Annotated in this window: 22 protein-coding genes and 5 pseudogenes; 21 read left to right on the plus strand and 6 right to left on the minus strand. The window is 70.9% G+C overall.

Annotated elements, in window-relative coordinates:
- Positions 1 to 87: 87 nt before the first annotated feature.
- Positions 88 to 801, minus strand: coding sequence for a glycoside hydrolase family 16 protein (locus HUN58_RS19385; RefSeq protein WP_254631559.1), 714 nt, complete (start codon positions 799 to 801; stop codon positions 88 to 90).
- 118 nt (positions 802 to 919) lie between these two features.
- On the opposite strand from HUN58_RS19385, the gene tsaB reads away from it, so the two are divergent.
- From tsaB to HUN58_RS19405, 4 genes are all read left to right on the plus strand, one after another.
- A complete protein-coding gene (gene tsaB / locus HUN58_RS19390) occupies positions 920 to 1,546 on the plus strand; it encodes a tRNA (adenosine(37)-N6)-threonylcarbamoyltransferase complex dimerization subunit type 1 TsaB (protein ID WP_180225996.1) in 627 nt (208 codons plus the stop codon).
- On the plus strand, positions 1,543 to 2,109 hold the full coding sequence (gene rimI / locus HUN58_RS19395) for a ribosomal protein S18-alanine N-acetyltransferase (protein ID WP_306669576.1): 567 nt from the start codon (positions 1,543 to 1,545) through the stop codon (positions 2,107 to 2,109). The genes tsaB and rimI overlap by 4 nt, the downstream gene beginning before the upstream one ends.
- A 205-nt stretch (positions 2,110 to 2,314) precedes the next feature.
- Complete coding sequence (gene tsaD / locus HUN58_RS19400) at positions 2,315 to 3,403, plus strand: tRNA (adenosine(37)-N6)-threonylcarbamoyltransferase complex transferase subunit TsaD (RefSeq protein WP_368075810.1); 1,089 nt, start codon at positions 2,315 to 2,317, stop codon at positions 3,401 to 3,403.
- Positions 3,404 to 3,519: 116 nt separating this feature from the next.
- Positions 3,520 to 4,224: a DUF4190 domain-containing protein gene (locus HUN58_RS19405; protein ID WP_208745421.1), complete on the plus strand. Its 705-nt coding sequence runs from the start codon at positions 3,520 to 3,522 to the stop codon at positions 4,222 to 4,224.
- Positions 4,225 to 4,292: 68 nt separating this feature from the next.
- Here HUN58_RS19405 and HUN58_RS19410 read toward each other — a convergent pair whose 3' ends face one another.
- Positions 4,293 to 5,495 (minus strand): class I SAM-dependent methyltransferase, encoded by a 1,203-nt coding sequence (locus HUN58_RS19410; RefSeq protein ID WP_180225997.1) that lies wholly within the window; start codon positions 5,493 to 5,495, stop codon positions 4,293 to 4,295.
- 158 nt (positions 5,496 to 5,653) lie between these two features.
- On the opposite strand from HUN58_RS19410, the pseudogene HUN58_RS19415 reads away from it, so the two are divergent.
- Positions 5,654 to 5,906: pseudogene (locus HUN58_RS19415) on the plus strand (co-chaperone GroES).
- 115 nt (positions 5,907 to 6,021) lie between these two features.
- Here the strand turns inward: HUN58_RS19415 and HUN58_RS20765 are convergent.
- Complete coding sequence (locus HUN58_RS20765; protein WP_254631560.1) at positions 6,022 to 6,291, minus strand: hypothetical protein; 270 nt, start codon at positions 6,289 to 6,291, stop codon at positions 6,022 to 6,024.
- Between the two features lie 53 nt (positions 6,292 to 6,344).
- On the opposite strand from HUN58_RS20765, the gene HUN58_RS19420 reads away from it, so the two are divergent.
- Entirely contained in the window at positions 6,345 to 7,088 is a 744-nt protein-coding gene (locus tag HUN58_RS19420; protein ID WP_254631561.1) for an EamA family transporter, read from the plus strand.
- Between the two features lie 37 nt (positions 7,089 to 7,125).
- On the opposite strand, the gene HUN58_RS19425 is transcribed toward HUN58_RS19420, so the two are convergent.
- Entirely contained in the window at positions 7,126 to 8,343 is a 1,218-nt protein-coding gene (locus HUN58_RS19425) for an ABC transporter substrate-binding protein (RefSeq protein WP_368075776.1), read from the minus strand.
- Between the two features lie 1,308 nt (positions 8,344 to 9,651).
- Positions 9,652 to 11,154 (minus strand): IMP dehydrogenase, encoded by a 1,503-nt coding sequence (gene guaB / locus HUN58_RS19430; RefSeq protein ID WP_114849377.1) that lies wholly within the window; start codon positions 11,152 to 11,154, stop codon positions 9,652 to 9,654.
- 386 nt (positions 11,155 to 11,540) lie between these two features.
- Here guaB and HUN58_RS19435 point away from each other — a divergent pair.
- The 9 genes and pseudogenes from HUN58_RS19435 to HUN58_RS20780 all read left to right on the plus strand — a co-directional run.
- Positions 11,541 to 12,734 (plus strand): annotated as a pseudogene (locus HUN58_RS19435) (branched-chain amino acid ABC transporter permease); the annotation flags it as partial.
- 79 nt (positions 12,735 to 12,813) lie between these two features.
- Entirely contained in the window at positions 12,814 to 12,954 is a 141-nt protein-coding gene (locus tag HUN58_RS20770; RefSeq protein WP_254631562.1) for a hypothetical protein, read from the plus strand.
- Positions 12,955 to 12,966: 12 nt separating this feature from the next.
- Positions 12,967 to 13,953 (plus strand): branched-chain amino acid ABC transporter permease, encoded by a 987-nt coding sequence (locus HUN58_RS19440; protein ID WP_114849378.1) that lies wholly within the window; start codon positions 12,967 to 12,969, stop codon positions 13,951 to 13,953.
- Positions 13,946 to 14,833: an ABC transporter ATP-binding protein gene (locus HUN58_RS19445; protein WP_180226000.1), complete on the plus strand. Its 888-nt coding sequence runs from the start codon at positions 13,946 to 13,948 to the stop codon at positions 14,831 to 14,833. The genes HUN58_RS19440 and HUN58_RS19445 overlap by 8 nt, the downstream gene beginning before the upstream one ends.
- Positions 14,830 to 15,636 (plus strand): ABC transporter ATP-binding protein, encoded by an 807-nt coding sequence (locus tag HUN58_RS19450; protein ID WP_229666858.1) that lies wholly within the window; start codon positions 14,830 to 14,832, stop codon positions 15,634 to 15,636. Before HUN58_RS19445 ends, HUN58_RS19450 begins: the two co-directional genes overlap by 4 nt.
- 190 nt (positions 15,637 to 15,826) lie before the next feature.
- On the plus strand, positions 15,827 to 16,033 hold the full coding sequence (locus HUN58_RS19455) for a hypothetical protein (protein WP_114849380.1): 207 nt from the start codon (positions 15,827 to 15,829) through the stop codon (positions 16,031 to 16,033).
- Positions 16,034 to 16,042: 9 nt separating this feature from the next.
- Complete coding sequence (locus tag HUN58_RS19460; RefSeq protein ID WP_208745680.1) at positions 16,043 to 17,050, plus strand: IMP dehydrogenase; 1,008 nt, start codon at positions 16,043 to 16,045, stop codon at positions 17,048 to 17,050.
- A gap of 64 nt (positions 17,051 to 17,114) precedes the next feature.
- Positions 17,115 to 18,221: pseudogene (locus HUN58_RS20775) on the plus strand (glycerol-3-phosphate dehydrogenase/oxidase); the annotation flags it as partial.
- A gap of 145 nt (positions 18,222 to 18,366) precedes the next feature.
- Positions 18,367 to 18,929 (plus strand): annotated as a pseudogene (locus tag HUN58_RS20780) (glycerol-3-phosphate dehydrogenase C-terminal domain-containing protein).
- Between the two features lie 55 nt (positions 18,930 to 18,984).
- Here the strand turns inward: HUN58_RS20780 and HUN58_RS19470 are convergent.
- A complete protein-coding gene (locus HUN58_RS19470; RefSeq protein ID WP_180226002.1) occupies positions 18,985 to 19,491 on the minus strand; it encodes a hypothetical protein in 507 nt (168 codons plus the stop codon).
- Positions 19,492 to 19,564: 73 nt separating this feature from the next.
- On the opposite strand from HUN58_RS19470, the gene HUN58_RS19475 reads away from it, so the two are divergent.
- The 6 genes and pseudogenes from HUN58_RS19475 to guaA all read left to right on the plus strand — a co-directional run bounded on the left by HUN58_RS19475 (position 19,565) and on the right by guaA (position 24,268).
- On the plus strand, positions 19,565 to 20,065 hold the full coding sequence (locus HUN58_RS19475) for a hypothetical protein (protein ID WP_254631563.1): 501 nt from the start codon (positions 19,565 to 19,567) through the stop codon (positions 20,063 to 20,065).
- Positions 20,049 to 20,735, plus strand: a complete 687-nt coding sequence (locus HUN58_RS20785; RefSeq protein ID WP_254631564.1) for a cation:proton antiporter — start codon at positions 20,049 to 20,051, stop codon at positions 20,733 to 20,735. Before HUN58_RS19475 ends, HUN58_RS20785 begins: the two co-directional genes overlap by 17 nt.
- Entirely contained in the window at positions 20,732 to 21,493 is a 762-nt protein-coding gene (locus HUN58_RS20790) for a cation:proton antiporter (protein WP_254631565.1), read from the plus strand. The genes HUN58_RS20785 and HUN58_RS20790 overlap by 4 nt, the downstream gene beginning before the upstream one ends.
- Before the next feature lie 5 nt (positions 21,494 to 21,498).
- A complete protein-coding gene (locus HUN58_RS19485; RefSeq protein ID WP_058741279.1) occupies positions 21,499 to 22,275 on the plus strand; it encodes an SURF1 family protein in 777 nt (258 codons plus the stop codon).
- A 10-nt stretch (positions 22,276 to 22,285) separates the two neighbouring features.
- The gene (locus HUN58_RS19490; RefSeq protein WP_022906980.1) at positions 22,286 to 22,732 is read left to right on the plus strand and encodes a DUF3817 domain-containing protein; all 447 of its coding nucleotides are present in this window, start codon (positions 22,286 to 22,288) and stop codon (positions 22,730 to 22,732) included.
- Positions 22,729 to 24,268: pseudogene (gene guaA, locus HUN58_RS19495) on the plus strand (glutamine-hydrolyzing GMP synthase). Before HUN58_RS19490 ends, guaA begins: the two are co-directional and overlap by 4 nt.
- The last annotated feature ends 157 nt before the right edge of the window (positions 24,269 to 24,425 follow it).

A 24,425-nucleotide genomic window follows, 5' to 3' on the forward strand; every position in this document is an offset into this window, starting at 1 on the left:
TCCGGGTTCGGCGTCCGCTGGAACATCACCGGACAGCATCCTCGTCGATGCGACGACGGGGTGCAACCTCCGGGAGCGCCGCCGGGCTCAGGGCTTCCAGGAGGCGATCGTCACCCAGTCGATGTACAGGTGCCCCTTCTTCCCCCAGTTCCCGGTCTGGAACATGAAGCGGTGCGGGGTGGTCGCCACGTCGCGGGTCACGGTCTGCAGGACCCGGCCGTCCATCGAGTACGTCACCGATCGGCCCGGGATCCACTGCACCGAGTACGTGTGCCAGTCGCGCCACGACGCCTTGGTCGAGACGGCGACCGCCGACGCCTCCTTGCCGGGCGTCATCGAGTGGTGGAACGCGTACGGCACCTGGTCGAAGTTCCCCTCGGGGAAGTCCATCTCGCCGTCCGCCCACACGTTCGACTTCGGCCAGACGATGAAGGCCGCCCCGTTCCCGTCGCCACCCGTCGCCCGCGCCCGCACGGTGAAGGTCCCGCCGACGTCGCGCTTGCCGTCCAGGGTGACGTCGAGCACCCCGTCGTGCGCGCTGACCTGCGAGCCGGACCAGTACTTGCCGTCGCCCATCCCGTCCGGGTAGGGCTGCCAGGCGTTCGTGTACCGCTTCGCGAACGGGCCGTCGGCGGTCGCCGGAGTGCTGAAGTCCTCGCGGAACGTCTGCGTGAACGTCCCGGTCGGCTTGGCCGGTGTCCCTGCCTGGGCGACCCCTGGTGGTGCGCTGCATGTGCTGCTCCCTCGGGCGCGGACCGTCCCTGGGCCCGCACCGTGCAGACCGACCCGAACGGCCTGCACCGTGGATTGTCGGCTTCCGAACGTCGGCTGCAAGCGGTCGGGGATGCCCCAGTGCAGGGGCAGAACGCCCGCTGTCCGCACTTCGGGTGACCGGCCGCCGGACGCATACGATGGACGGGTGCTCCTCGCCATCGACACGTCCGCCGGTACCTCCGTCGCCGTCGTCGACCCCGCCACCGGGCGCGCGGTCGCCGAGCGCAGCACCGACGACTCCCGTCGGCACGCCGAGGTGGTCGGCCCGTTCCTGGCCGAGGTCCTCGCCGAGGCCGGCATCACCGGCGCCGACGTGACCGGCGTCGTCGCCGGCATGGGCCCCGGCCCCTTCACCGGCCTCCGCGTCGGCATCGCCGCCGCCCGCACCTTCGCCGCGGCACGCGGCGTCCCCGTCCTGCCCTTCGTCAGCCACGACGCGGTGGCCGCCGACCAGGCGGCCGACGGTCCGTTCGTCGTCCTCACGGACGCGCGCCGCCGCGAGGTCTACTGGAGCGCGTACGACCAGACCGGCACGCGGGTCGCGGGTCCTGGTCTCGCGAAGCCCGCGGACCTTGACGATGCGATCCGTGCCGCCCGTCCGGACGCGGTGGGCTGGGACCGCGTGACGGTCGCGACCATCCCGGCCTGGAGGCTCGGGGCACTCGCCGCGGACCGGCTCGCGTCCGGCGCGTCCTTCGCGGACGACACCGCGCTCTACCTGCGCGACCCCGACGTGACGATGCCGGGAGCGCCCAAGCGGGTGGTCCGGTGAGCGAGCTGCCCGACGGGCTGCGGTTGCGCCGGGCGGTCCCGCAGGACCTCGACGACGTGATGTGGCTCGAGCACGCCTCGTTCCCGACCGATGCCTGGTCGGCGGCGCAGATGGCCGGCGAGCTGTGGTCCCCGCACGGGTACTACGTCGTGCTCGAGACCACCGACAGCGGGGCGCCCACCGTCATCGGGGCTCCGTCCGTCGTCGGCTACGCGGGACTGTCGTCGTTGGCGGGGAACCCCGTCGCGGACGTGCAGACCATCGCGGTCGCGGCCGAGTACCGGGGGAGGGGCCTCGGGAAGGTGCTCTTCACCGAACTGCTCGACGAGGCCCGGCGTCGCGGCGTGCACGAGGTCTTCCTCGAGGTCCGCGCCGACAACCCCGTGGCGCAGTCCATGTACACGGCCGCCGGCTTCGAGCAGATCGCGGTGCGCCCCCGCTACTACCAGCCGGACGGCGTCGACGCGTGGGTGATGCGGGCGACGCTCCCGCAGCGCGCGGCGACGACTCCCTCGACCGGCATCGGACCCATCGGACAGGAGACCCTCGGTGAGCGCGACTGAACCCCTGGTGCTCGGCATCGAGACGAGCTGCGCCACGGATGACGACACAGCACCGGGGTCGGGTCCCCTGGTGCTCGGCATCGAGACGAGCTGCGCCACGGATGACGACACTGCACCGGGGTCGGGTCCCCTGGTGCTCGGCATCGAGACGAGCTGCGCCACGGATGACGACACTGCACCGGGGTCGGGTCCCCTGGTGCTCGGCATCGAGACGAGCTGCGCCACGGATGACGACACTGCACCGGGGTCGGGTCCCCTGGTGCTCGGCATCGAGACGAGCTGCGACGAGACCGGCGTGGGCATCGTCCGCGGGACCACCCTGCTCGCGAACGTCATCGCGTCGAGCATGGAGGAGCACGCCCGGTACGGCGGGGTCGTCCCGGAGGTCGCGGCCCGTGCGCACCTCGAGGCGATGACCCCGACCCTGCATGAAGCGCTCCGGCGCGCGGACGTCACGCTCGACGAGCTCGACGCCGTCGCGGTCACCGCCGGCCCGGGCCTCGCGGGTGCCCTCATGGTGGGCGTCGGGGCGGCGAAGGCCCTCGCGGTCGCCACCGGCAAGCCGCTGTACGGCGTGAACCACCTCGTCGGGCACGTCGGAGCGGACGTGCTCCGGGCCGACGACTCCGCGATCGAGCTGCCGACCGTCGCGCTCCTGGTCTCCGGCGGGCACACGTCGCTGCTGCTCGTCCGCGACCTGGTCGGCGACGTCGAGCTGCTCGGCGAGACGATCGACGACGCCGCGGGCGAGGCGTTCGACAAGGTCGCACGGCTCCTCGGGCTGCCGTACCCCGGCGGCCCGCAGATCGACCGCGCCGCGGCCGACGGCGACCCGACGGCCATCCGGTTCCCCCGGGGCCTGACGCTGCCGAAGGACATGGCGGCACACCGATACGACTTCTCGTTCTCCGGACTGAAGACCGCCGTCGCACGCTGGGTCGAGAAGTGCCGCGACGAGGGCCGCGAGGTGCCGGTCGCCGACGTCGCCGCGAGCTTCCGGGAGGCCGTGGTCGACGTGCTCCTGACGAAGGCGCTCGCCGCGTGCCGGGACACCGGAGTCGACCGACTGCTGCTCGGCGGTGGCGTCGTCGCGAACGCGCGGCTGCGGGCCGTCGCCGAGGAGCGGTGCGCGGCCGCCGGGGTCGCGCTGCGCATCCCGCCGTTCGATCTGTGCACCGACAACGGCGCGATGATCGCGGCGGTCGGCGCGCGGCTCGTCGCCGAGGGGCACGCGCCGAGCGACCTCGGGTTCGCCGCGGACTCGACGCTGCCGGTGACGACCGTCCAGGTCTGACGCCCGTCCCGGTCCGACGGAGGGCCGGGCAGCCCGGGGCGCTGAACCCGCCGCGGGTCCTTGTGGGAGGATTCAGGTCGGGCGTCGACCGACCAGGCGCCGAGAGGGGTGGACCGGTGTCCGATCAGAACCAGTGGCCGAAGCCGGACGAGTCGTCGAACGCGTCGAACTCGACCGGGTCCTCGGACCCGACGTCGAGCGCGTCCGGGTCCCAGCCGCCGCAGTCCGCGCCCCGGTCGGCTCCGCAGTACCCGTACTCGGCACCCGGCCAGCAGCAGGACCCGTACGGCCAGCCGCAGCAGCAGTCGAACCCGTACGCGGCACCGCACCAGCAGCAGTCGAACCCGTACGCGCAGCCGCAGCAGCAGTCGAACCCCTACCAGCAGCCGTCCGGCGGCCAGTACAGCCAGCAGCAGGGCGGCCAGTACGGTCAGCAGCCCAGCAACCCGTACGCCCAGCCGCAGCAGCAGTCGAACCCGTACGCGGCGTCCTACGCCTCCACCGGGTACCAGCCGTACGCGCAGCGCCCGAAGACGAACACCCTCGCGGTGCTCTCGATCGTGTTCGGCCTCGGGGCGATCCCGCTCTTCTTCATGGCGATCCTGCTCGGCCCCGCCGGTGCGATCCTCGGCCACATCGCCCTCGGCAAGATCAAGCAGAACGGTGAGGGCGGCCGTGCCCTCGCCCTGACCGGCATCATCGCCGGTTGGGTGATGACCGGCTTCTGGATCCTGTGGATCATCGCGCTCGTGGTCTTCGCCGGCTTCAGCAGCTCGTACTCCGACCCCTACGGCTACGACTCCGGCGCCTTCGTCGGCTGACGAACCCGGACGACCACGACGACGGGCCCCGCGCAACCGCGCGGGGCCCGTCCTCGTCCGTGGCGTGCTCAGCCAGCCACGTCGACGAGCCGCTCGCACAGGATCGCCGTGTGCCGTCCCTCCAGGCGGGTGAGCACGAGCGTGACCGCGCGCCGGCCCCGCAGCCGCAGCCGCTTCCGGAACTGCGCCGGGTCGACGTCCACGCCGCGCTTCTTGATCTCGACGGTGCCCACGTCCTCCGCCGCCAGGCGTGCCGCGAGCTGCTTCACGTCGAGCGGCATCGTGTCGAGCACCCGGAAGCCCTGCGCGAACGGCGTCGCCACCGGACGGTCCGAGGTCACGTAGGCGATGCCGTCGGACAGCATCCGCCCGTCGAGCGACCGGACGAGGTCCCCGATCAGCCGCGCGCGGATCACCGCGCCGTCCGGCTCGTACAGGTAGTCGCCGACGGGGCCGACCTCGACGTCCTCGGTGTCCCCGGGCGCGGTCAGCTCCGCGGTGCCGTGTGCGCCGATGACCGTCGCGGCACGTCGGATGCCCGGGCGGGCGAGGGGACCGGACCAGAGCACGAGCTCGACGACCTCGCGGTCGACGGAGACCCACTGCGCCTCGAGCGTGTCCGGGATGAGGTCGCGGTCGATCCCCGGCCCGAGCTTGACGCCCGTCGGGGTGGTCGTCGCGGCCGCGAAGACCGTGTCGAGCGACGGCGACCAGTCGTCCGGGTCCGCCAGCCGTCGGGTGTTCGCGTGCCCGGCGGTCCGACGAGCCGGGTCCATCCACACGCCGTCCACCCGACCGAGGTCGAACCCGGCCGCGTCGCCGAGCTCCACCCGGGCGTTCGGCCACGGCGCGAGGTTGTGCGTCGCGACGGCAGCCGTGACCTCGTCACGGTCGACGGCGGTGACGTCGAGGTCGAGCGCGGCCATCGCCAGCGCGTCGCCGCCGATCCCGCAGCCGAGGTCGGCGACCCGCGTGAGTCCGGCGCCGACGAAGCGTCCGGCGTGCAACGCGGCGACCTGCAGCCGGGTCGCCTGCTCGAGTCCGGCCTCGGTGAAGAGCATGCGCCCGGCGAAGTCGCCGAACTTGCCGCGGGCCCGCTGTCGCAGTCGCGCCTGGGTGAGCACGGCGGCGACGAGCCCCGGGTCGTGGCCCTCGGCGCGGAGCCGGGAGACGACGCGGACGATCTCGCCGCCGTCGGAGATGCCGGGGGTACGGTCGAGCAGGGCCATCCCCTCGGGGGTCAGCAGCTGTGCGAGATCGGCGGCGTCCACGCCTCGATCCTCCCAGGTCGCCGAGAGGGCCGGAGCCGCCTGGCACTCGGATTGACCGAGTGCCAGACTGTCCCTAGACTCGCGTTGGCACTCTCCTGTGCGTAGTGCCAACCGGTTCCCATCTGTACCGAGTCAGTACCGAGAAAGAAGAGGTCACCGTGGCCGTCACCATCAAGCCGCTCGAGGATCGCATCGTCATCCGCCAGGTCGAGGCGGAGCAGACCACTGCTTCCGGCCTGGTCATCCCGGACACCGCGAAGGAGAAGCCCCAGGAGGGCGAGGTCGTCGCCGTGGGCCCCGGTCGCATCGACGACAACGGCAACCGCGTGCCGCTCGACGTCGCCGTCGGCGACGGGCGAGGACCTGCTGGTCCTCTCGGCTCGCGACGTCCTCGCGGTCATCGAGCGCTGACACCCAGCTCCTGACGAACGCCCCGCTCGGCTCCGGCCGGCGGGGCGTTCGTGCGTGCGGCACGCGTCCGGCGGGCGTGCGGATCGCGTCCGGCCCGCCGCGTCGCTCCGGCTTCCTAGGATGGTTCCGTGAGTGAACCGACCCCGACGCGCCCCGCCCGTTCCGAGGCATCCGTCGGTGTCGTCCAGGCGATCGTCGCGTATGGGCTGTGGGGACTCATGCCGTTGCTCTTCGCGGCGATGGCCCCCGCCGGCGCGTTCGAGATCGTCGCGTGGCGGATCGTCTTCGGGCTGGTCTTCTGTGCCGTCGCGATCGCCGTCACCCGCTCGTGGCTCCGCACCCGCTCCCTGCTGGCCCAGCGCCGGGTGATGCTCGTGATGGGCATCGCGGCCGTCCTCATCCTGCGAAGCCGCCCTCGGGTACTTCATCAACCCGCTCGTGACGATCGCCCTCGGGATCGTGGTGCTCCGCGAACGGCTCCGTGCGGCGCAGTGGGCCGCGGTCGGCATCAGCATCGTGGCGGTCGTCGTCATCGCCGTCGGCTACGGCCAGGTCCCGTGGATCTCGCTGACGCTGGCGTTCTCGTTCGGGTTGTACGGGCTGGTGAAGAAGCGCGTCGGCGGGACGATCGACGCGTTGAGCGGGCTGACGATCGAGACGCTCTGGCTCCTGCCGATCGCCGTGGGCGTGCTCGTCGTGCTCGGGGTCACCGGCCTCGACGGTGGGGTGACCTTCACGAGCGAGGGCTGGCCGCACGTCCTCGTCACGGTGCTGACCGGGCCCGCGACGGCCGTGCCACTGCTGCTCTTCGCGTCCTCGGCGCGGCGGGTGAGCCTGTCCACGCTCGGGTTGACGCAGTACCTCGCACCGGTGATGCAGCTGCTCGTCGGGGTCGTCGTGCAGCACGAGGCGATGCCGCCGGCGCGGCGGCCCGGGCAGCGCGGCGCCGGACGCTCGCACCCACGGCGGCCGAGCCGGTCTGACGGGCCCGACCCGTGCCTCCAGGCCGGCCGCCTGCGCGCCTGCCGGAGCTGGTGCCGCCCGCCCGCGGCGCCGAGTCTCGCCCATGCGGACACATCCGCGGCGTCGATGCCGCGAAACCGTCCGAGGAAACGAGTCTCGCGCCGACAGGGCGAGCGCGCGACCGTCGGCGGCACGCACGTCGGCCCCGGATCTCGATGAGATCCGGGGCCGACGTGTGGTGCGGGGTGGTTCGTGCCTACTTCGAGACCGAGCCCTGGATGGCGCTCTGGTACACGGGCTTGTTGTCACCGTCGAACTTGTAGATGCCGATGTAGGCGCTCGACGGGTCGTTCTTCGAGTCGAACGGACCGATGCCGGACGGACCGGTGTAGTGGATGTCCTTGCCCTCGTCGAGCAGCTTCTTGCAGTCGGCGAAGGTGGTGCACTCGGTCCCGCCGTCGGCGCCGGACACCGCGGCCATGTTCTTCTGGATGGTGCCGGCGGCCGCGTACGAGTAGTCCGAGAGCGGCTTGCCGGCGGTCTTCTGGTAGTAGTCCGACAGGCGCTGCTTCAGCTCGTCCTTCGGGCTCGCGCCGGGGATGGTGCCCTGAGCGCCCTCGAGGGTGCCCTTGTCGAAGTCCTTCGAGTAGTCCGCGGTGTTGCCGTCGGACATGTAGATCTTCGCCATGTCCGCGTTCTGCGACTTGAGCTCGGGGATGATCGACTTCGTCTCGTCGAAGGCGAGCACGACGATGGCGTCCGGCTTCGTGGCGAGCGCCGCGGTGACCTCGGACGAGAACGTCGTCTGTCCGGGCGGGAACTCCTGACCCTTGCCCTTGCCGCCGTACACGACCTGACCACCAGAGGCCTCGATCGCCTTCTGAACGGTGTCGCGGAGACCCGTGCCGTACGTGTCGTTGAAGACCAGGAACGCGACCTTGGCGTTGCCGTCACCCGTGACGAGCTGGCCGAGCGCCGAGCCCTGCACCGAGTCCGGCGGAGCGGTCCGGTAGTAGTACGACGAGTAGCCGGAGAGCGAGGTCGCCGTGTTCGCGGGCGAGATCTCGACGATGCAGTTGCTCGTCAGCTGGTCGATGACGTTGAGCGTGACGCTCGAGGACTCGGCGCCGATCGCGACCGGGACCTTGGCGTTCACGAGCTTCGTCGCCGCCGAGCTCGACACGGTCATGTCGTTGCTGTCGCCGGAGTCCGTCGCCGGGTCGATGCTGACGTCCTTGTCGAGCACGCCGCCCGCGGCGTTGATGTCCTCGACGGCCAGGCCCACACCGGACTCGGCCGGGGGGTTCAGGTACGACAGGGTGCCGGTGAGGGGCAGGATCGTGCCGATCCGCGGCCGGGTCCTTCTTCGCGCCGCTCGCCGAGGCGGAGGAGTCGGTCCCGGCGCTGCCGGTGGTGGAACACGCGGCGAGGAGGAGCGCTGCCGCTCCCGCCACTGCCAGTGCCGTGGTGGCACGGGTGGTTCTGGTCATCCGTGCCGCACCTCCGCGTGGGTTGCCGAGAAAACTAGGGCCGATGTGTTTCGCGTGTGTGTCCGTCGACCTCCCCTGGACGTTTCGTTACAGACCCGTGACTCATCTGTACGGCTGCACCGGAACCCCTGATGAGGAGTCCGTCCGGACGGTCGCGAGCCTGTGGAGCGGTCCTTCCGAGACGCCGCCTTCCCGTCGAGACGCCTCCTTCCCGCCGAGACGCCGCCTTGGGCGCAGGCGTCTCGAGCATCTGGGGGCGTCTCGAGCACCGCGGGCGGCACGCCCGCTGCCAGGAGCACGTGGGCGAGGAGGACGGGGTCGCCTGCCTCGCGCATGCCCCACCGCGCGAAGCCGGACACCTGGGGGAGTCGTCGCAGCGCGTCCTCCCGTCGCTTCTCGGCCCACAGCACGTCCCGGTCGTCGTACTTGACGCGACCGTCGAACTCGCCGACGACCCCGACGTCCGGCCACCAGAAGTCGACCCGGAAAGACACGGCTGCTCGACTCACCGGGCGACTCCGACGCGGCGTCGGCCAGGTCCAGTGCAGACCTCGCCACGCGGTTGCCGCGCCGACCCGCGCGCTGGTCGAACGCTCGCTGCAGTGCCGGACGGTCCATGTGCCCGGTGTGCAGGACGTGGTCGAGGACGACGACACCGTGCCGGAGCGGAACGGTGTGCGCGATGTCGGTCACGGTCCGCAGCAGGGACGTCACGGGCGTCCCCGAGAGCTCGGCGATCTCGTCCGAGGCGATCTGACCCGCGTGTCGGACGACGCCGCGCCCGACGTGGGTCTTGGCGATGCCCGGGTCGACGACGTGCAGCCGCGAGTCCCACCGACCGAGTTCTGGAAGCCCCCAGAGTGCCCCGGCGGACCGATGGGATGCGACCACGCGGCGTTGCAGGGCAGCGATGCGGGACCGCACGACCAACTGCCGTCGCCCGAGCGCGTCCAGGGCCTCCCACTCCCGGCGCTCGACAGCTGCGCCGTGGAACAGCCGGACCGGGTCTGCCAGGTCAGCGGGACGGCGCACGACCACCGGTCGGCCGGGCCGGAAGGTGGGGATCGATGTCATGGCGACCACACTGACGCGACCACACGTCGGTCGGTGGCGAACGGGACGGACCTGTGGAGCGCCTCCCGTCCAGGTGGGGTGGTGGAGGACGACGCAACACGGCCTGGTGACGATGAGACGCCCCCGAACAGACGAGACGCCCCCGGATTCGGGGGCGTCTCGCGCGTTCGGGGGCGTCTCGTGCAGAAGCGGTCGAGCCGGGCCGGGCCGGGCCGGGGTCAGCCGCGGTAGTTCGGGGCCTCGACGACCATCTTGATGTCGTGGGGGTGCGACTCCTTGAGCCCCGCGGCCGTGATGCGGACGAACTTGCCGCGGGCCTTGAGCTCGGGCACGGTGCGGCCGCCGACGTAGAACATCGACTGACGCAGGCCGCCGACGAGCTGGTAGACGGCGTTCGCCACGGAGCCGCGGTAGGGGACCTGGCCCTCGATGCCCTCGGGGATGAGCTTCTCGTCCGAGGGGACGTCGGCCTGGAAGTAGCGGTCCTTCGAGTACGAGGTCTTCTCGCCGCGCGTCTGCAGGGCGCCGAGGGAGCCCATCCCGCGGTAGGCCTTGTACTGCTTGCCGCCGACGAACACCAGGTCGCCGGGGGACTCGTCGGTGCCGGCGAGGAGCGAGCCGAGCATCACGGTGTCCGCACCCGCGACCAGGGCCTTGGCGATGTCGCCCGAGTACTGCAGGCCGCCGTCGGCGATGACCGGCACGCCGGCCTCCCGCGCGGCGAGCGACGCCTCGTACACGGCGGTGACCTGCGGCACGCCGACACCCGCGACGACGCGCGTGGTGCAGATCGAACCGGGGCCGACGCCGACCTTGACCGCGTCGACACCCGCGTCGATGAGCGCCTGCGCACCCTGCCGCGTCGCGACGTTGCCGCCGATCACGTCGATGCCGGCGAACGAGGCGTCCGCCTTCAGGCGACGGACCATGTCGAGGACGCCCTCGCTCTCGCCGTTCGCGGTGTCGACCACGAGCACGTCGACGCCCGCGTCGCGCAGGGCCTCGGCGCGCTGCCAGGCGTCACCGAAGAAGCCGATGGCCGCGCCCACCCGCAGGCGGCCCTCGTCGTCCTTCGTGGCGTCCGGGTACTTCTCGCTCTTGTCGAAGTCCTTGACGGTGATGAGGCCGCGGAGCTTGCCGTCGGCGTCCACCAGCGGGAGCTTCTCGATCTTGTGCTGCGCGAAGATCGCCACGGCGTCCTCGGGGTCGATGCCCTCGAGCGCGGTGACGAGCGGCGCCTTGGTCATGACGTCGCGGACGAGCGTGGAGGCCATCTCGAACGGGGCGACGAAGCGCATGTCCCGGTTCGTGATGATGCCGACGAGCGTGCCGTCCGACTCGACGACCGGGAGGCCGGAGACACGGAACTGGCCGCAGATCGCGTCGACGTCGGCGACGGTCGCGTCCGGGGTCGTGGTGACCGGGTTCGTGATCATGCCGGACTCGGAGCGCTTGACCTTGTCGACGTACGCCGCCTGGTCCTCGATCGACATGTTGCGGTGCAGGATGCCGATGCCGCCCTGACGAGCCATCGCGATCGCCATCCGGGCCTCGGTCACGGTGTCCATCGCTGCGGACAGCAGCGGGACGTTGACCGAGATGCGCTTGGTGAGCCGGGACGTCGTGGACGCCTCGCTCGGGATGACGTCGGTGTGCCCCGGCAGGAGCATGACGTCGTCGTACGTGAGTCCGATGAATCCGAACGGATCCGGCTGGTCCATGGGTCCCCTTCGTGGGCGAGGTGAAGTGGTGGGCACCGGGGCGCGTCGTCGGGTTCCCGATGGGCCATGGTAACGCGCGCGGTACACGTGCCATTCCGACGGCCCACGGCGGGCAGGCCGCACGGCGCCGGCGAGCAGGCCGCACGGTGCCGGTGAGCGGGGCCGCGCCCGGCCGTGTCCGTGACGCGCGAAACGGTTCCTGAGAATCCTGTACCGGCCGGACGGGCGGATTGGTGCGGATCGACAGGGCATCGGTCACGAAAGCAGCACGATTTGTGCAGGAGACGTGACGGAAACACGGGGGACACAAAAAATCCCTAGGGTCCTCGACTATCCGAACGAGAGGCTCATCCGTGGGTTCCATCACTCCCCCGGGGTCAGCGCTCATGCGCCGGCTCCGCCGCGGGGCTCCAGGTCGCAGTCGCCTGGTCCTCGCCGCCGTGCTCTTCCTCGCCTTCCTCGCCACCTTCGCCGTCGACTGGGCAGTGTCGCCCGCGGCGGAGGCGGCGACGAGCACCACCAGCAGCACTAGCAGCGTCACCGCCAGCAGCGTCACCGCCGGCAGCGTCACCGCCAGCAGCAGCAGCCCGGCCAGCGCCCCAGCGAGCGCCCCGGCCAGCACCGGGCCCTGCGCCGTGAGCCCCACCAACGGCTGCATCCGGGGCACCATCCTCGACTCCGAGCGGAAGCCCGCGAAGGGCATCGACGTCGACGTGACCGGCCCCGGCGGCTTCGCGCAGACCGCGTCCACCGACGACACCGGCCGCTGGTCCGTGAGCGTGACGACGGCCGGCCAGTACACGGTGAGCGTCGACCAGGGATCGCTGCCGAAGGGCCAGTACCTGACGAACGCCGCGGACGCCGACCGCAAGGTCAACGCCACGCTGAACGCCAACGTCGGGCAGATCTTCCAGCTCTCCGACCAGCAGGGCGCGACGACCGACACCGACTCGTCGAGCCTGACGTTCGCCCGGGCCTGGCAGCAGCTCGCCTCCGGCATCCGGCTCGGCCTGCTCATCGCCCTCGCGTCCGTCGGCCTCTCGCTGATCTACGGCACGACCGGCCTGTCGAGCTTCTCGCACGGCGAGCAGGTGACCCTCGGCGGTCTGCTCGCCTACGTCTTCGCGAACCAGCTCGGGTGGAACATCTGGGTGACCGGGATCGTGGTCACGCTGCTCTGCGCGGCCACCGGCTACCTGCAGGACGCCGCGATCTGGAAGCCACTGCGCCGCAAGCGGATCAGCCTGACGCAGCTCATGATCGTGACGATCGGTCTGTCGATCGCCGCCCAGTACGCGTTCCAGTACTTCTTCGGTGCCTCGACGGTCCGCATCCAGCAGGGCAACCCGGAGACGGTCACGTTCGCCGGACTCACCCTGACGGTGCAGTCCTACGTCGCGATGGCGATCGCGCTCGTCGTGCTCGTCGGCACCGGACTCTTCCTCGCGAAGACCCGCTTCGGCCGGGCCACCCGCGCGGTCTCGGACAACCCGGCGCTCGCCGCGGCGTCCGGCATCGACGTCGACCGGGTGATCCGGTTCGTGTGGACGCTCGCCGCCGGTCTGGCGGGCCTGTCCGGCGTGATGCTCGGCCTCGTGCTGAACGGCGTGAACTGGCAGACCGGTCTCCAGCTGCTCCTGCTCATGTCTCGTCGGCTCGATGATCATCGGCGTCGTCGTCGAGCTCACCAACCTCGTGCTCCCCGGCGACTTCAAGTACGCCACGGCGCTCGTCATCCTCATCCTCATCCTGCTGTTCCGGCCGCAGGGCATCTTCGGTCGCGCCGAGCGCATCGGCTAAGGGAGCTGCGACATGGACTACATCCTGAACCTGCTCAGCTCGCTGACGCAGGAGGCCCTCGCCCCCACCACGGCGGCGTTCGCCCTGGCCGCGATCGGCCTGAACGTGCACTTCGGCCTCACCGGCCTGATCAACATGGGCCAGGCGGCGTTCCTGCTGCTCGGCGCCTACGGCTTCGCGATCTCGATCACGAACGGCCTGCCCTTCGTCGTCGCCGTGCTGGTGGCGCTCGCCGTCGCGATCGTCTTCGCGGTGATCCTCGGCATCCCGACCCTGCGGTTGCGCGGCGACTACCTGGCGATCGTGACGATCTCCGGCGCCGAGATCATCCGCATGGTCGGCCGCTCGAGCCTGCTGACCACCACGACCGGCGGCTCGAACGGCATCGCCGGCTCGGCGTACCGCGACCCGTTCAACGCGCTCAGCCCGCTGCCCGACGGCACCACGAGCATCCTGTGGTTCACGTACTCGAACAACGGCGTCAACGGCTGGTGGATCCGCATCGCGGCCTGGGGCCTCGTCGCCCTGTTCACCCTGGTGCTGTTCCTGCTCATGCGCAGCCCGTGGGGCCGTGTCGTGAAGGCCATCCGCGAGGACGAGGACGCCGTCCGCTCCCTCGGCAAGAACGTCTACTCGTACAAGATGCAGGCGCTCGTGTTCGGTGGCGCGCTCGGTGCACTCGCCGGGGTCATCTACGTCCTGCCGAGTTCGGTGCAGCCGGACGCGATGGGTCGGTCGATGACCTTCTTCATCTGGACGGCGCTCATCCTCGGCGGTGCGGCGACGGTCTTCGGTCCGGTCCTCGGGGCCGTGCTCTTCTTCGTGGTCCGCCTGTTCATCCGGACCCTCGCGGGGGACTTCATCCCCGACTCGATCATGAACGCCCAGCAGGCCGAACAGTTCTCCTACGTGCTCGTCGGCGTCGCGCTCATGCTCCTCATCGTGTTCCGTCCACAGGGACTCCTCGGCAACAAGAAGGAGCTGACGTTCAGTGTCTGAGCCGTACGCCCACAGCAAGACCGACCCGATCCTCACGGTCGACACGGTCACCCGCCACTTCGGCGGCATGACCGCGGTCGACGTCGACCACCTCGAGGTGCAGCGCGGCACCATCACGGCGCTGATCGGCCCGAACGGTGCCGGGAAGACGACCTTCTTCAACCTGCTCACCGGGTTCGACAAGCCGAGCCCCGGCGCCCGCACGACGTTCGACGGCGCGACCCTGCAGAAGACCAGCGCGACCCACATCGCGAACAAGGGCATGGTCCGCACGTTCCAGCTGACGAAGGCGCTGAGCCGCCTCACCGTCATGCAGAACATGCTGCTCGGCGCCCGCGACCAGCCCGGCGAGAACTTCTTCGCCGCCCTCGTCAAGCCGCTCTGGTCTAAGCGCGAGCAGGAGATCACCGCCAAGGCCGAGGACCTGCTCGCCCGGTTCAAGCTGCTCGAGAAGAAGGACGACTACGCGGGGTCCCTCTCCGGCGGCCAGCGGAAGCTGCTCGAGATGGCCCGGGCGCTGATGTCCGACCCGACGATGATCATGCTCGACGAGCCGATGGCCGGCGTGAACCCGGCGCTGACCCAGTCGCTGCTCGGGCACATCAAGTCCCTGCGCGACGACGGCATGACCGTGCTGTTCGTCGAGCACGACATGCACATGGTCCGGCACATCTCGGACTGGGTCGTGGTGATGGCCGAGGGCAAGGTCGTCGCCGAGGGGCCGGCCGACACCGTGATGGACGACCGCGCGGTCATCGACGCGTACCTCGGTGCGCACCACGACACGGACCTGGGCGACGACGCGCTCCTCACCGAGGAGACCTACGAGGAACTCGCCGAAGAGGTCAAGGAAGAAGACGAGCAGGAGGCGACCCGATGACCGACGCAACGAACGCAGCCGACGCGAGCCGCGCCTCCGGTCCGTCTCCGGTGGCCACCCTGGACCGCGAGCCGGTCCTCAGCGCCAAGAACCTCGTCGCCGGCTACCTGCCCGGCGTGAACATCCTCAACGGCTGCGACCTGGACTGCTACCCGGGCGAGCTCATCGGCATCATCGGCCCGAACGGCGCCGGGAAGTCGACGCTCCTCAAGGCGCTGTTCGGTCTCGTGTCCATCCGCGAAGGATCGGTCACGCTGCAGGGCGAGGACATCACGAACCTCCGGGCGAACAAGCTCGTGCAGGCCGGCGTCGGCTTCGTCCCCCAGACGAACAACGTCTTCCCCTCGCTCTCCATCGAGGAGAACCTGCAGATGGGCCTGTACCTGCGCCCGAAGAAGTTCGCGGAGCGGCTCGAGGTCATCTACGACCTGTTCCCCGTCCTCGGCCAGCGTCGCACGCAGCGGGCGGGGTCCCTGTCCGGTGGTGAGCGGCAGTCCGTCGCGATGGCGCGTGCCCTGATGATGGACCCGAAGGTGCTGCTGCTCGACGAGCCCTCCGCGGGACTGTCGCCGGTGCGCCAGGACGAGACCTTCATCCGCACCCGCAGGATCAACAAGGCCGGGGTGTCGATCATCATGGTCGAGCAGAACGCGCGACGCTGTCTGCAGATCTGCGATCGTGGGTACGTGCTCGACCAGGGGCGGAACGCGTACTCGGGCACCGGGCGGGAGCTCGCCGACGACCCGAAGGTCATCGAGCTCTACCTGGGGACGCTCGCCAAGGACGTCGACGAGGCGCGCTAGCGTCACGTCGACACACGGGTACCGCTGTGGGGGTGGTACCCGTCCCGGACGGGGTCGCGCTGGCTGCTGTCGCGCCGCGCGGCCCCGTTCCACGAACCGGTCCGGTCACACGCGCCGTCCCGCCGGGCGCGTGGTGCGGAACCGGCCTGGAGGCACGACCCGCCCCCGCCACTCGGCTAGCGTGACGCGGGTGCGCACCTCCGGCCCCCTCGTGCTCGACGCCCTCGTTTGGGTGGTCTTCGCCGCGCTCTTCGTCGGCGCCGCCCTGCTCGTGAAGGTCGCCGCGGTGCTCCTCGTCGTGCTCGTCGTGCTCGCGCTCCTGCTCGGGCTCGTCCTGCGGGTGCTGCGGAACCGGCGGGCCCGACGCACCCGCCCGCGGGACGGGACCGCCCGCTAGGCTTGCCCGGTGACTGAAGTCGAGATCGGTGCAGGCAAGCGCGGCCATCGGGCGTACGCGTTCGACGACATCGCGGTGGTCCCCTCGCGGCGCACCCGCGACCCGCACGACGTGAGCGTGCAGTGGTCGATCGACGCGTTCACGTTCGCGTCGCCGATCCTGTCCGCGCCGATGGACTCCGTGTCCTCGCCGGCGACGGTCATCCAGATGGGCAAGCTCGGGATCCTCGGCGTGCTCGACCTCGAGGGCCTCTGGACCCGCTACGAGGACCCGACGCCGTTCTACGAGGAGATCAAGACCCTCACCGACGGCAACGTCACCCGTCGCATGCAGGAGATCTACTCGGAGCCGGTCAAGGCCGAGCTGATCACCGCGCGCCTGGCCGAGATCCGCGCCGCCGGGGTCCCGGTCGCCGGGTCGCTCAGCCCGCAGCGCACGCAGGAGTTCTCGCAGACCGTCGTCGACGCCGGGGTCGATCTGTTCGTCATCCGCGGCACCACGGTCTCCGCCGAGCACGTCTCCCTCGTCGGCGGTGCCTCGACGTACACGTCGGCGCTGCACCTGATGCGCACCGGCGCCGCGGGCGTCCTCGTCGGCTTCGGCGGCGGTGCGGCGTCGACCACCCGTGCGGCGCTCGGCATCCACGCGCCGATGGCCACCGCGGTCGCGGACGTCGCCGGCGCCCGTCGCGACTACATGGACGAGTCCGGCGGCCGGTACGTGCACGTCATCGCGGACGGCGGCCTCGACACGGCCGGCGACATCGCGACCGAGGCCCCCGGCGGCGGCTTCCACTGGGGTGCCGAGGCGCACCACCCGGAGCTGCCCCGCGGCCGCCGGGTCGAGGTCGGCCAGATAGCCCCGCTCGAGAACGTCCTGAACGGCCCGACCCCGTCGTGGGACGGCCGCGCCAACCTGGTCGGCGCCCTGCGTCGGTCGATGGCCACCACCGGATACTCCGACGTCAAGGAGTTCCAGCGAGTAGAAGTGGTCGTGGCGCCGTACCACCGACAGTGACGGCGGTTCCCGTGCCCACGCGCGCGGAGGCCGGCTCCGGGCGTGGACCCGCACGGAGGCGACGATGGCGAAGGCACCCACCAGCACGAGCACCGGCACCAGCACGGGCCCCGGACCGGACGGGACGAACGCCGCTCCCGGGCGGGGCGTGCCGTCGAGCGGCGGCGTCGGGTTCGACCCGACCGCGAAGCTCGGGCCGGACGAACGCGCGGCGACGATCGAGGCGCTGAAGACCAAGGAGCTCGACGTCCTGGTCGTCGGCGGCGGCATCGTCGGTGGCGGCAGCGCGCTCGACGCGGTGACCCGCGGGCTGAGCGTCGGGATCGTCGAGGCCCGCGACTGGGGATCCGGCACGTCGAGCCGCTCGTCGAAGCTCGTGCACGGCGGTATCCGCTACCTCGAGCAGCTCAACTTCGCGCTCGTCCGCGAGGCCCTGATCGAGCGCGGCCTGCTCCTGCAGCGCATCGCCCCGCACCTGGTGAAGCCGGTCCGCTTCCTCTACCCGCTCAACCACCGCGTGTGGGAACGCTTCTACATCGGCATCGGCATGGCGATGTACGACGTCTTCAGCTGGTCAGGTGGTCGTCCCCCGGGGGTCCCGCACCACCGGCACCTCAGCCGCAAGCAGGTCCTCCGGAACATGCCCGGCCTGAAGAAGGACGCCTTCATCGGCGGCATGACCTACTACGACGCGCAGGTCGACGACGCCCGCTACGTCGCGTCGCTCGTCCGGACCGCCGCCTCGTACGGGGCGCTCGCGGCCAGCCGGGTCCGGATCGAGGGGTTCATCAAGGTCGGGGAGCGGGTCGTCGGGGCGCACGCGCACGACATCCAGACCGGCGAGAAGTTCGACATCCGGGCGAAGCAGGTCGTCAACGCCACGGGCGTCTGGACCGACGACACCCAGGCGATGATCGGCACGCGCGGGCAGTTCAAGGTGCGGGCGTCGAAGGGCGTGCACCTGGTGATCCCGCGGGACCGCTTCCAGTCGAACACCGGCATGATCCTGCGCACCGAGAAGAGCGTGCTGTTCGTCATCCCGTGGGGCCGGCACTGGCTCGTGGGCACGACGGACACCGACTGGAACCTCGACAAGGCGCACCCCGCGGCCACCGCGGCGGACATCGACTACATCCTCGAGCACGTCAACAAGGTGGCTCCGGCCGCTCCTGGCGGGGGAGTCCGACCAGACCTCGCAGCTCAGCCGCGAGCACGTCGTCGCGCACACCGTCCCCGGGCTCGTCGTCGTGGCCGGCGGCAAGTGGACGACCTACCGCGTGATGGGCAAGGACGCCATCGACGAGGCCGTCGCCGCGATGGACGGCAAGATCCCGGCGTCGACGACCGAGGACATCCCGCTCGTCGGTGCCGAGGGCTACCCGGCGGCCTGGAACCGACGCGGCCGCACCGCCCGGTCGTACGGGCTGCACAAGGTCCGCATCGAGCACCTGCTCAACCGGTACGGCACGCTCGCGACCGAGGTCCTGGCGCTCGTGAAGCAGGACCCGTCCCTCGGCAGGGCGCCCTGCACCTGGAGGACGTCCTCGCCCGCCGCACCCGCATCTCGATCGAGGCGTGGGACCGCGGCGAGTCGGCGGCGCCGGTCGCGGCGAAGCTCATGGCCGACGTGCTCGGCTGGGACCAGGAGACGACCGAGAACGAGGTCGCGAACTACCTGAAGCGCGTGGCCGCGGAGCGCCAGTCGCAGCTGCAGCCCGACGACGAGTCCGCGGACCGCGTGCGGCTCGAGGCGCCGGACATCGCGTTCGGCTTCGACGAGGACGACGTGGTCGTGGGCGGTGGCCGGTCGAGCGGCGCCGAGGGCGCGAAGGCGTCGGACGAGCAGGTCGTCGGCGAGAAGACGAGCGAACCGAAGTAAGCACAAGGCGGACGGGAGGCGCGTGGCGGGCCCGCCACGCGCCTCCCGTCCGTCGTCAGCCTGCGGTCCGCGACCGGCGCACGGTCCGCACCGCCGTCGCGACGAGCACCACCGGGATGCCCGCGAGCGCGACCACGCTCACGGTGAAGAGCACCTTCCCGGACCACGCGTGCACCGCGCCGGAGACCCCGAACGCGTCGGCGACGTCCATCCCCAGGAAGAACCCGCTCTGGAACACGGCCGCTGCACCGAACGCGAGCAGCGCGAGGTGGCAGACCGCGACGATCGGGAGCGGCATCCGCTGCCGGAGCCCCACGACCGCGACGCCGACCGCCATGGCGACCCCGGTGCCGGCGCTCACGAGCACGCCGACGACGTCCTGGGTCGTGCTGAGCCCGATCGCGTCGACGCCCGCGTAGATCGAGCGGAGCGACCGACCCGGCACGGCGGCGAGCGGATCGAGCACCAGGGCGTGCACCGCGAGCAGCGCCGCGTAGGCGACCACGAGCACCATCCCGCCGACGGCCGTCACCCGCGTCCACGCCGTCCGAGTCCACCCCATCCCCGCACCCTACGGCCGGAATGCCGGGAACCAGCCGGTGGTTATCATCGGGGTACTCACCAAGGGAGCCATCATGGTCGACGTCCATCGCGTCAAACTCCCCGGAGTCGGCGTGCTGCACAGCTTCTACACCGACGACGGTGGCAAGTGCGGGGTCATCACGCACCGGTCGGGGCACTCCGACCTCATCTCGTTCGCCGACGTCTCGGACGGCGCGGACAAGTCCGAGAAGGTCTCACTGCGCCTGAGCGAGGACGAGGCGCACACCCTCGCCGAACTGCTCGGCGGCACCCGGATCACCGAGGGCCTCGACAAGCTCGACGAGATCCCGGGCCTGTCGATCGACTGGTTCAGCGTGGACTACGACGACGCGATCGCCGGCAAGCCCCTCGGCGACCTGCACGACTCCGGCTTCATCGGCCTCACCGTCGTCGCGGTCGTCCGCGGCGACAGTCGTCGTCGCGGGTGCTCCCGAGAAGGTCGCGAAGGCGTTCTCCTTCTACCGCAGCGGACAGCTGGCGGCCTCGGCCGCCGAGGCGCCGCCCGGGAGCTAGCCGGTGCACCTGGGTGGTGAGCTGCTGACCATCGGCGGCCTGTTCATCATCGCCTACGTCCTCGGACGCCTGGGCAAGACCATCGGTCTGCCCGCCATCCCGATCTACATGGTCGTCGGGCTCATCGCGAGCCCGCACACCCCGTGGATCGGGCTGAGCGTCGAGTCCCACACGATCGAACTGATCGCGACGTTCGGACTCGTGCTCCTGCTCTTCAACCTGGGGTTGGAGTTCGACCAGGAGGAGTTCTACGGCAACGCCGGGAAGCTCCTGGTCTCCGGTGGCACCTACGTCGCCATCAACATGGGCATCGGGTTCGCCTTCGGGTTCTCGCTCGGCTGGGGCACCCGAGAAGCCCTGATCATCGCGGGCATGACGGCGACGTCGTCGAGTGCGATCGTGACGAAGCTCCTCATCGAGCTGCGGCGACTGGCGAACGACGAGACGCCGATGATCCTCGGCGTCACCGTGATCGAGGACGTCTTCATCGCCATCTACCTGGCGATCGTCTCCGTGGTGCTCTCCGGCGACACGAACGTCTGGGGCGTGGTCGGCAAGCTCGGACTCGCGTTCGGGTTCCTCGTCGTGATGTTCACGCTCGCCCGGTTCGCCGGCACCCGCGACGACGAGCTGTTCACCGTGCTGTTCTTCGGCCTCGCCGTGATGTTGACGCGATCGGTGCGTTCGTGATCGGCCTGCTCTGCGGCGCGACCCGCTACCGGGACCGCATCGAGCAGCTCGCCCTGCCGATGCGCGACGTGTTCGCGGCCTTCTTCTTCGTGAACTTCGGGCTCGGCCTCGACGTGTCCACCTTCGGTGAGGTGCTCTGGCCCGTCCTCGGCGCCATCGGCATGACGGTCGTGCTCAACGCGGTCGCGGGGCAGATCGTCGCCCGGATGAACGGGTTCAACGTCCAGCAGGGGATCAACACCGCGGTCATCCTGGTGAACCGTGGCGAGTTCGCGCTGATCCTCGCGACGCTCTCGGCTGCCGCCGGCCTGGAGGAGCGGATCACCGCGTTCGCGGGCCTCTACGTCCTCGTCATGGCCGTCCTGGGGCCGCTGCTCGCCGTGAACTCGGACCGGATCGGCCGCCTCGTGGTGCGCCCCGCCCGTGTGGCGCGGCTGCGCCAGCGCCTGCGCGCGCGGCTCGGCGGCTCCGGGGCGCGCGGCTCGGCTGCCGGGATCCCGGCGGGACCGTCGCTCGACGCGGCGATCGACACCGCGGCCGAGGCCGGCGTCGCCGACCAGGACGCGGCCGCCGCGGCCCGTCGTGCCGAACGCGACCGGCAGTTCGCGGAGGAGTTCGCCCTCGTGGAGGCGGCCGGTAGGGAAGAGCGCGACAATGGAGCGTCCGACCCGGCCACGAGCGACCCCGTCACGTCGCCGGTCGACGTCCCCACCGAGCGCCCGAAGCGCCCGGCCCGCCAGCGTGACCCGGAGTACTGATACAGATGTGGGCCGTTGCCCGACGACCGAAGTGGATCGCGCTGCTCGTGCTGGCGCTCGTGCTCGCGGGGGTGTTCGCCGGGCTGGGCAAGTGGCAGCTCGAGCGGAGCATCGCGAACGGCACGCCCCTGCCGGAGACCACCGAGACGCAGAAGCCGCTGCAGGACGTGACCCAGCCGGGGCAGGCCGCGTCGGAGACGATCGCCGGGCAGAAGGTCAGCGTCACCGGTCGCTTCGTCGCCGGTGACACCACGCTGTTGACCGGCCGCTCCGGCGGCGGGACGTACCAGACCGTCGGCCACCTGGTCGACGCGGCGAGCGGCGCGAGCGTGCCCGTCGTGATCGGGTGGGCGGACGAGCGTCGCGCGGCCGAGGCCGGCGGGGAGCGCGTGGCCGACGGCGCCGAGCTCACGGTCGAGGGCCGCTACTACCCGGCCGAGTCGCCCGACCAGGACGCGTACACCAAGGGCGAGTTCTCGGCGGTGGCGCCGGCACGGTTCGTGAACACGTGGAAGGCGTTCGACGACCGGATGTACATCGGCTACGTCGTCGCCGACGGCAGCACCGCGAAGGCGGCCGACCTCGGCACCATCGCCGACCGGGCCCCCACGCGCGAGGTCCAGTTCGACTGGCTCAACCTGTTCTACGCGATCGAGTGGGTCGTCTTCGCCGGCTTCGCCGTGTTCCTCTGGTACCGCTTCGTGAAGGACGCCTGGGAACGTGAGCAGGAGGACGCTCAGGACGCCGCAGCGGCCACCGAGCCCGCTCCGGCGCACCGGTAGGATCGAGGCCATGGCTCTGACCGTCCGAACCCGCGACATCCCGAAGATCCCGGGAGCCGTCAAGTGGTACCGCGTCTCGGCGTACATCACCGGTGTGCTGCTGCTGGCCCTCGTCATCGAGGTGATCATCAAGTACACGCCGCTGCAGCTCGAGATGCAGCTCGGCAACGGGCCGTTCTTCGTGCCGAACGGCACGGCCGGCGAAGCACCGGGCACGTTCAACCTGTCGATCGCGATCCTCATCGCGCACGGCTGGCTGTACGTCCTCTACCTGTTCACGGACTTCCGCCTCTGGAGCATCATGCGCTGGAAGCCGTCGCGCTTCCTGCTCATCGCCCTCGGCGGCATCATCCCGTTCATGTCCTTCGTGGTCGAGCACCGCATGCAGCAGAAGGCCATGGACACCTACCACGAGCTGACCGCTGCCCAGCAGCGTGAGAAGGAGGCCGCTCGGTGAGCGAGACCGACCAGCGACCCGTCCTCGTCGTCGACTTCGGTGCGCAGTACGCGCAGCTGATCGCCCGACGCGTGCGCGAAGCGAACGTCTACAGCGAGATCGTCCCGCACTCCATCACCGCGGACGAGGTCAAGGCGAAGGACCCGGCGGCCATCGTGCTCTCCGGCGGCCCCTCGTCCGTCTACGAGGAAGGCGCTCCGGCGCTCGACGGCGAGATCCTCGACCTCGGTGTCCCCGTGCTCGGCATCTGCTACGGCTTCCAGGCCATGGCGAAGTCGCTCGGTGGCGAGGTCGCCCAGACCGGCCAGCGCGAGTACGGCGCGACCGACGTCACCGTGTCCGGGACCGACAGCGTCCTGCTCGGCGACCAGCCGGCGTCCCAGGTCACGTGGATGTCGCACGGCGACTCCGTGGCGAAGGCGCCGGAGGGCTTCGAGGTCCTCGCGTCGAGCGCCTCGACCCCGGTCGCCGCGTTCGCGTCCGACGAGCGCAAGCTCTACGGCGTGCAGTGGCACCCCGAGGTCAAGCACTCCGCGTTCGGCCAGGCCGTCCTCGAGAACTTCCTGCACCGTGCCGCCGGGCTCCCCGGCGACTGGAACTCGAACAACGTCATCGAGGAGCAGGTCGCCCGCATCCGGGAGCAGGTCGGCTCCGCACGGGTCATCGCCGGGCTCTCCGGCGGCGTCGACTCCGCCGTGGCCGCGGCCCTGGTGCACAAGGCCGTCGGCGACCAGCTCACGTGCGTCTTCGTCGAAGGACTACGTCGCCTCGACCGGTGTCCGGCTCGTCACGGTCGACGCGGAGCAGCAGTTCCTCGACGCCCTGGCCGGTGTGAGCGACCCGGAGCAGAAGCGCAAGATCATCGGCCGCGAGTTCATCCGCACGTTCGAGGCGGCGGCCGAGGCCCTCGTGCTCGAGGCGCGCGGAGACGACGAGGCCGGCGAGGTCAAGTTCCTCGTGCAGGGCACGCTCTACCCCGACGTCGTCGAGTCCGGCGGCGGTTCGGGCACGGCGAACATCAAGTCGCACCACAACGTCGGTGGGCTGCCGGAGGACATGACCTTCGAGCTCGTCGAGCCGCTGCGCACCCTGTTCAAGGACGAGGTCCGTGCGGTCGGTCGCGAGCTCGGGCTCCCCGAGGTCATCGTCGGCCGCCAGCCGTTCCCCGGCCCGGGGCTCGGCATCCGCATCGTGGGCGAGGTCACCGCGGAGCGGCTGGACCTGCTCCGTGCCGCGGACAAGATCGCGCGCGAGGAACTCACCGCGGCCGGCCTCGACGAGGAGATCTGGCAGTGCCCAGTCGTCCTGCTCGCCGACGTCCGCTCCGTGGGCGTCCAGGGCGACGGCCGTACCTACGGCCACCCGATCGTGCTCCGTCCGGTCTCGTCCGAGGACGCCATGACCGCGGACTGGACGCGCCTGCCGTACGACACCCTCGCGAAGATCTCGAACCGCATCACGAACGAGGTGCCCGACGTCAACCGGGTCGTGCTCGACGTCACGTCGAAGCCGCCGGGGACGATCGAGTGGGAGTGACCCCTCCCTGACCTGCCGAGGGCCCGGTGCGCGCTGCGTGCCGGGCCCTCGTGCGTGCGGGTGGGCCGCCGACCGTGCCACTTCTGTCACGCTCGAGGCGCGCCGGCGACCGGAAGCGCACACACGACGACACGCACGCGGCATGTCCTGCACGCTG

The organism is Curtobacterium sp. Csp1 (assembly GCF_013347185.1).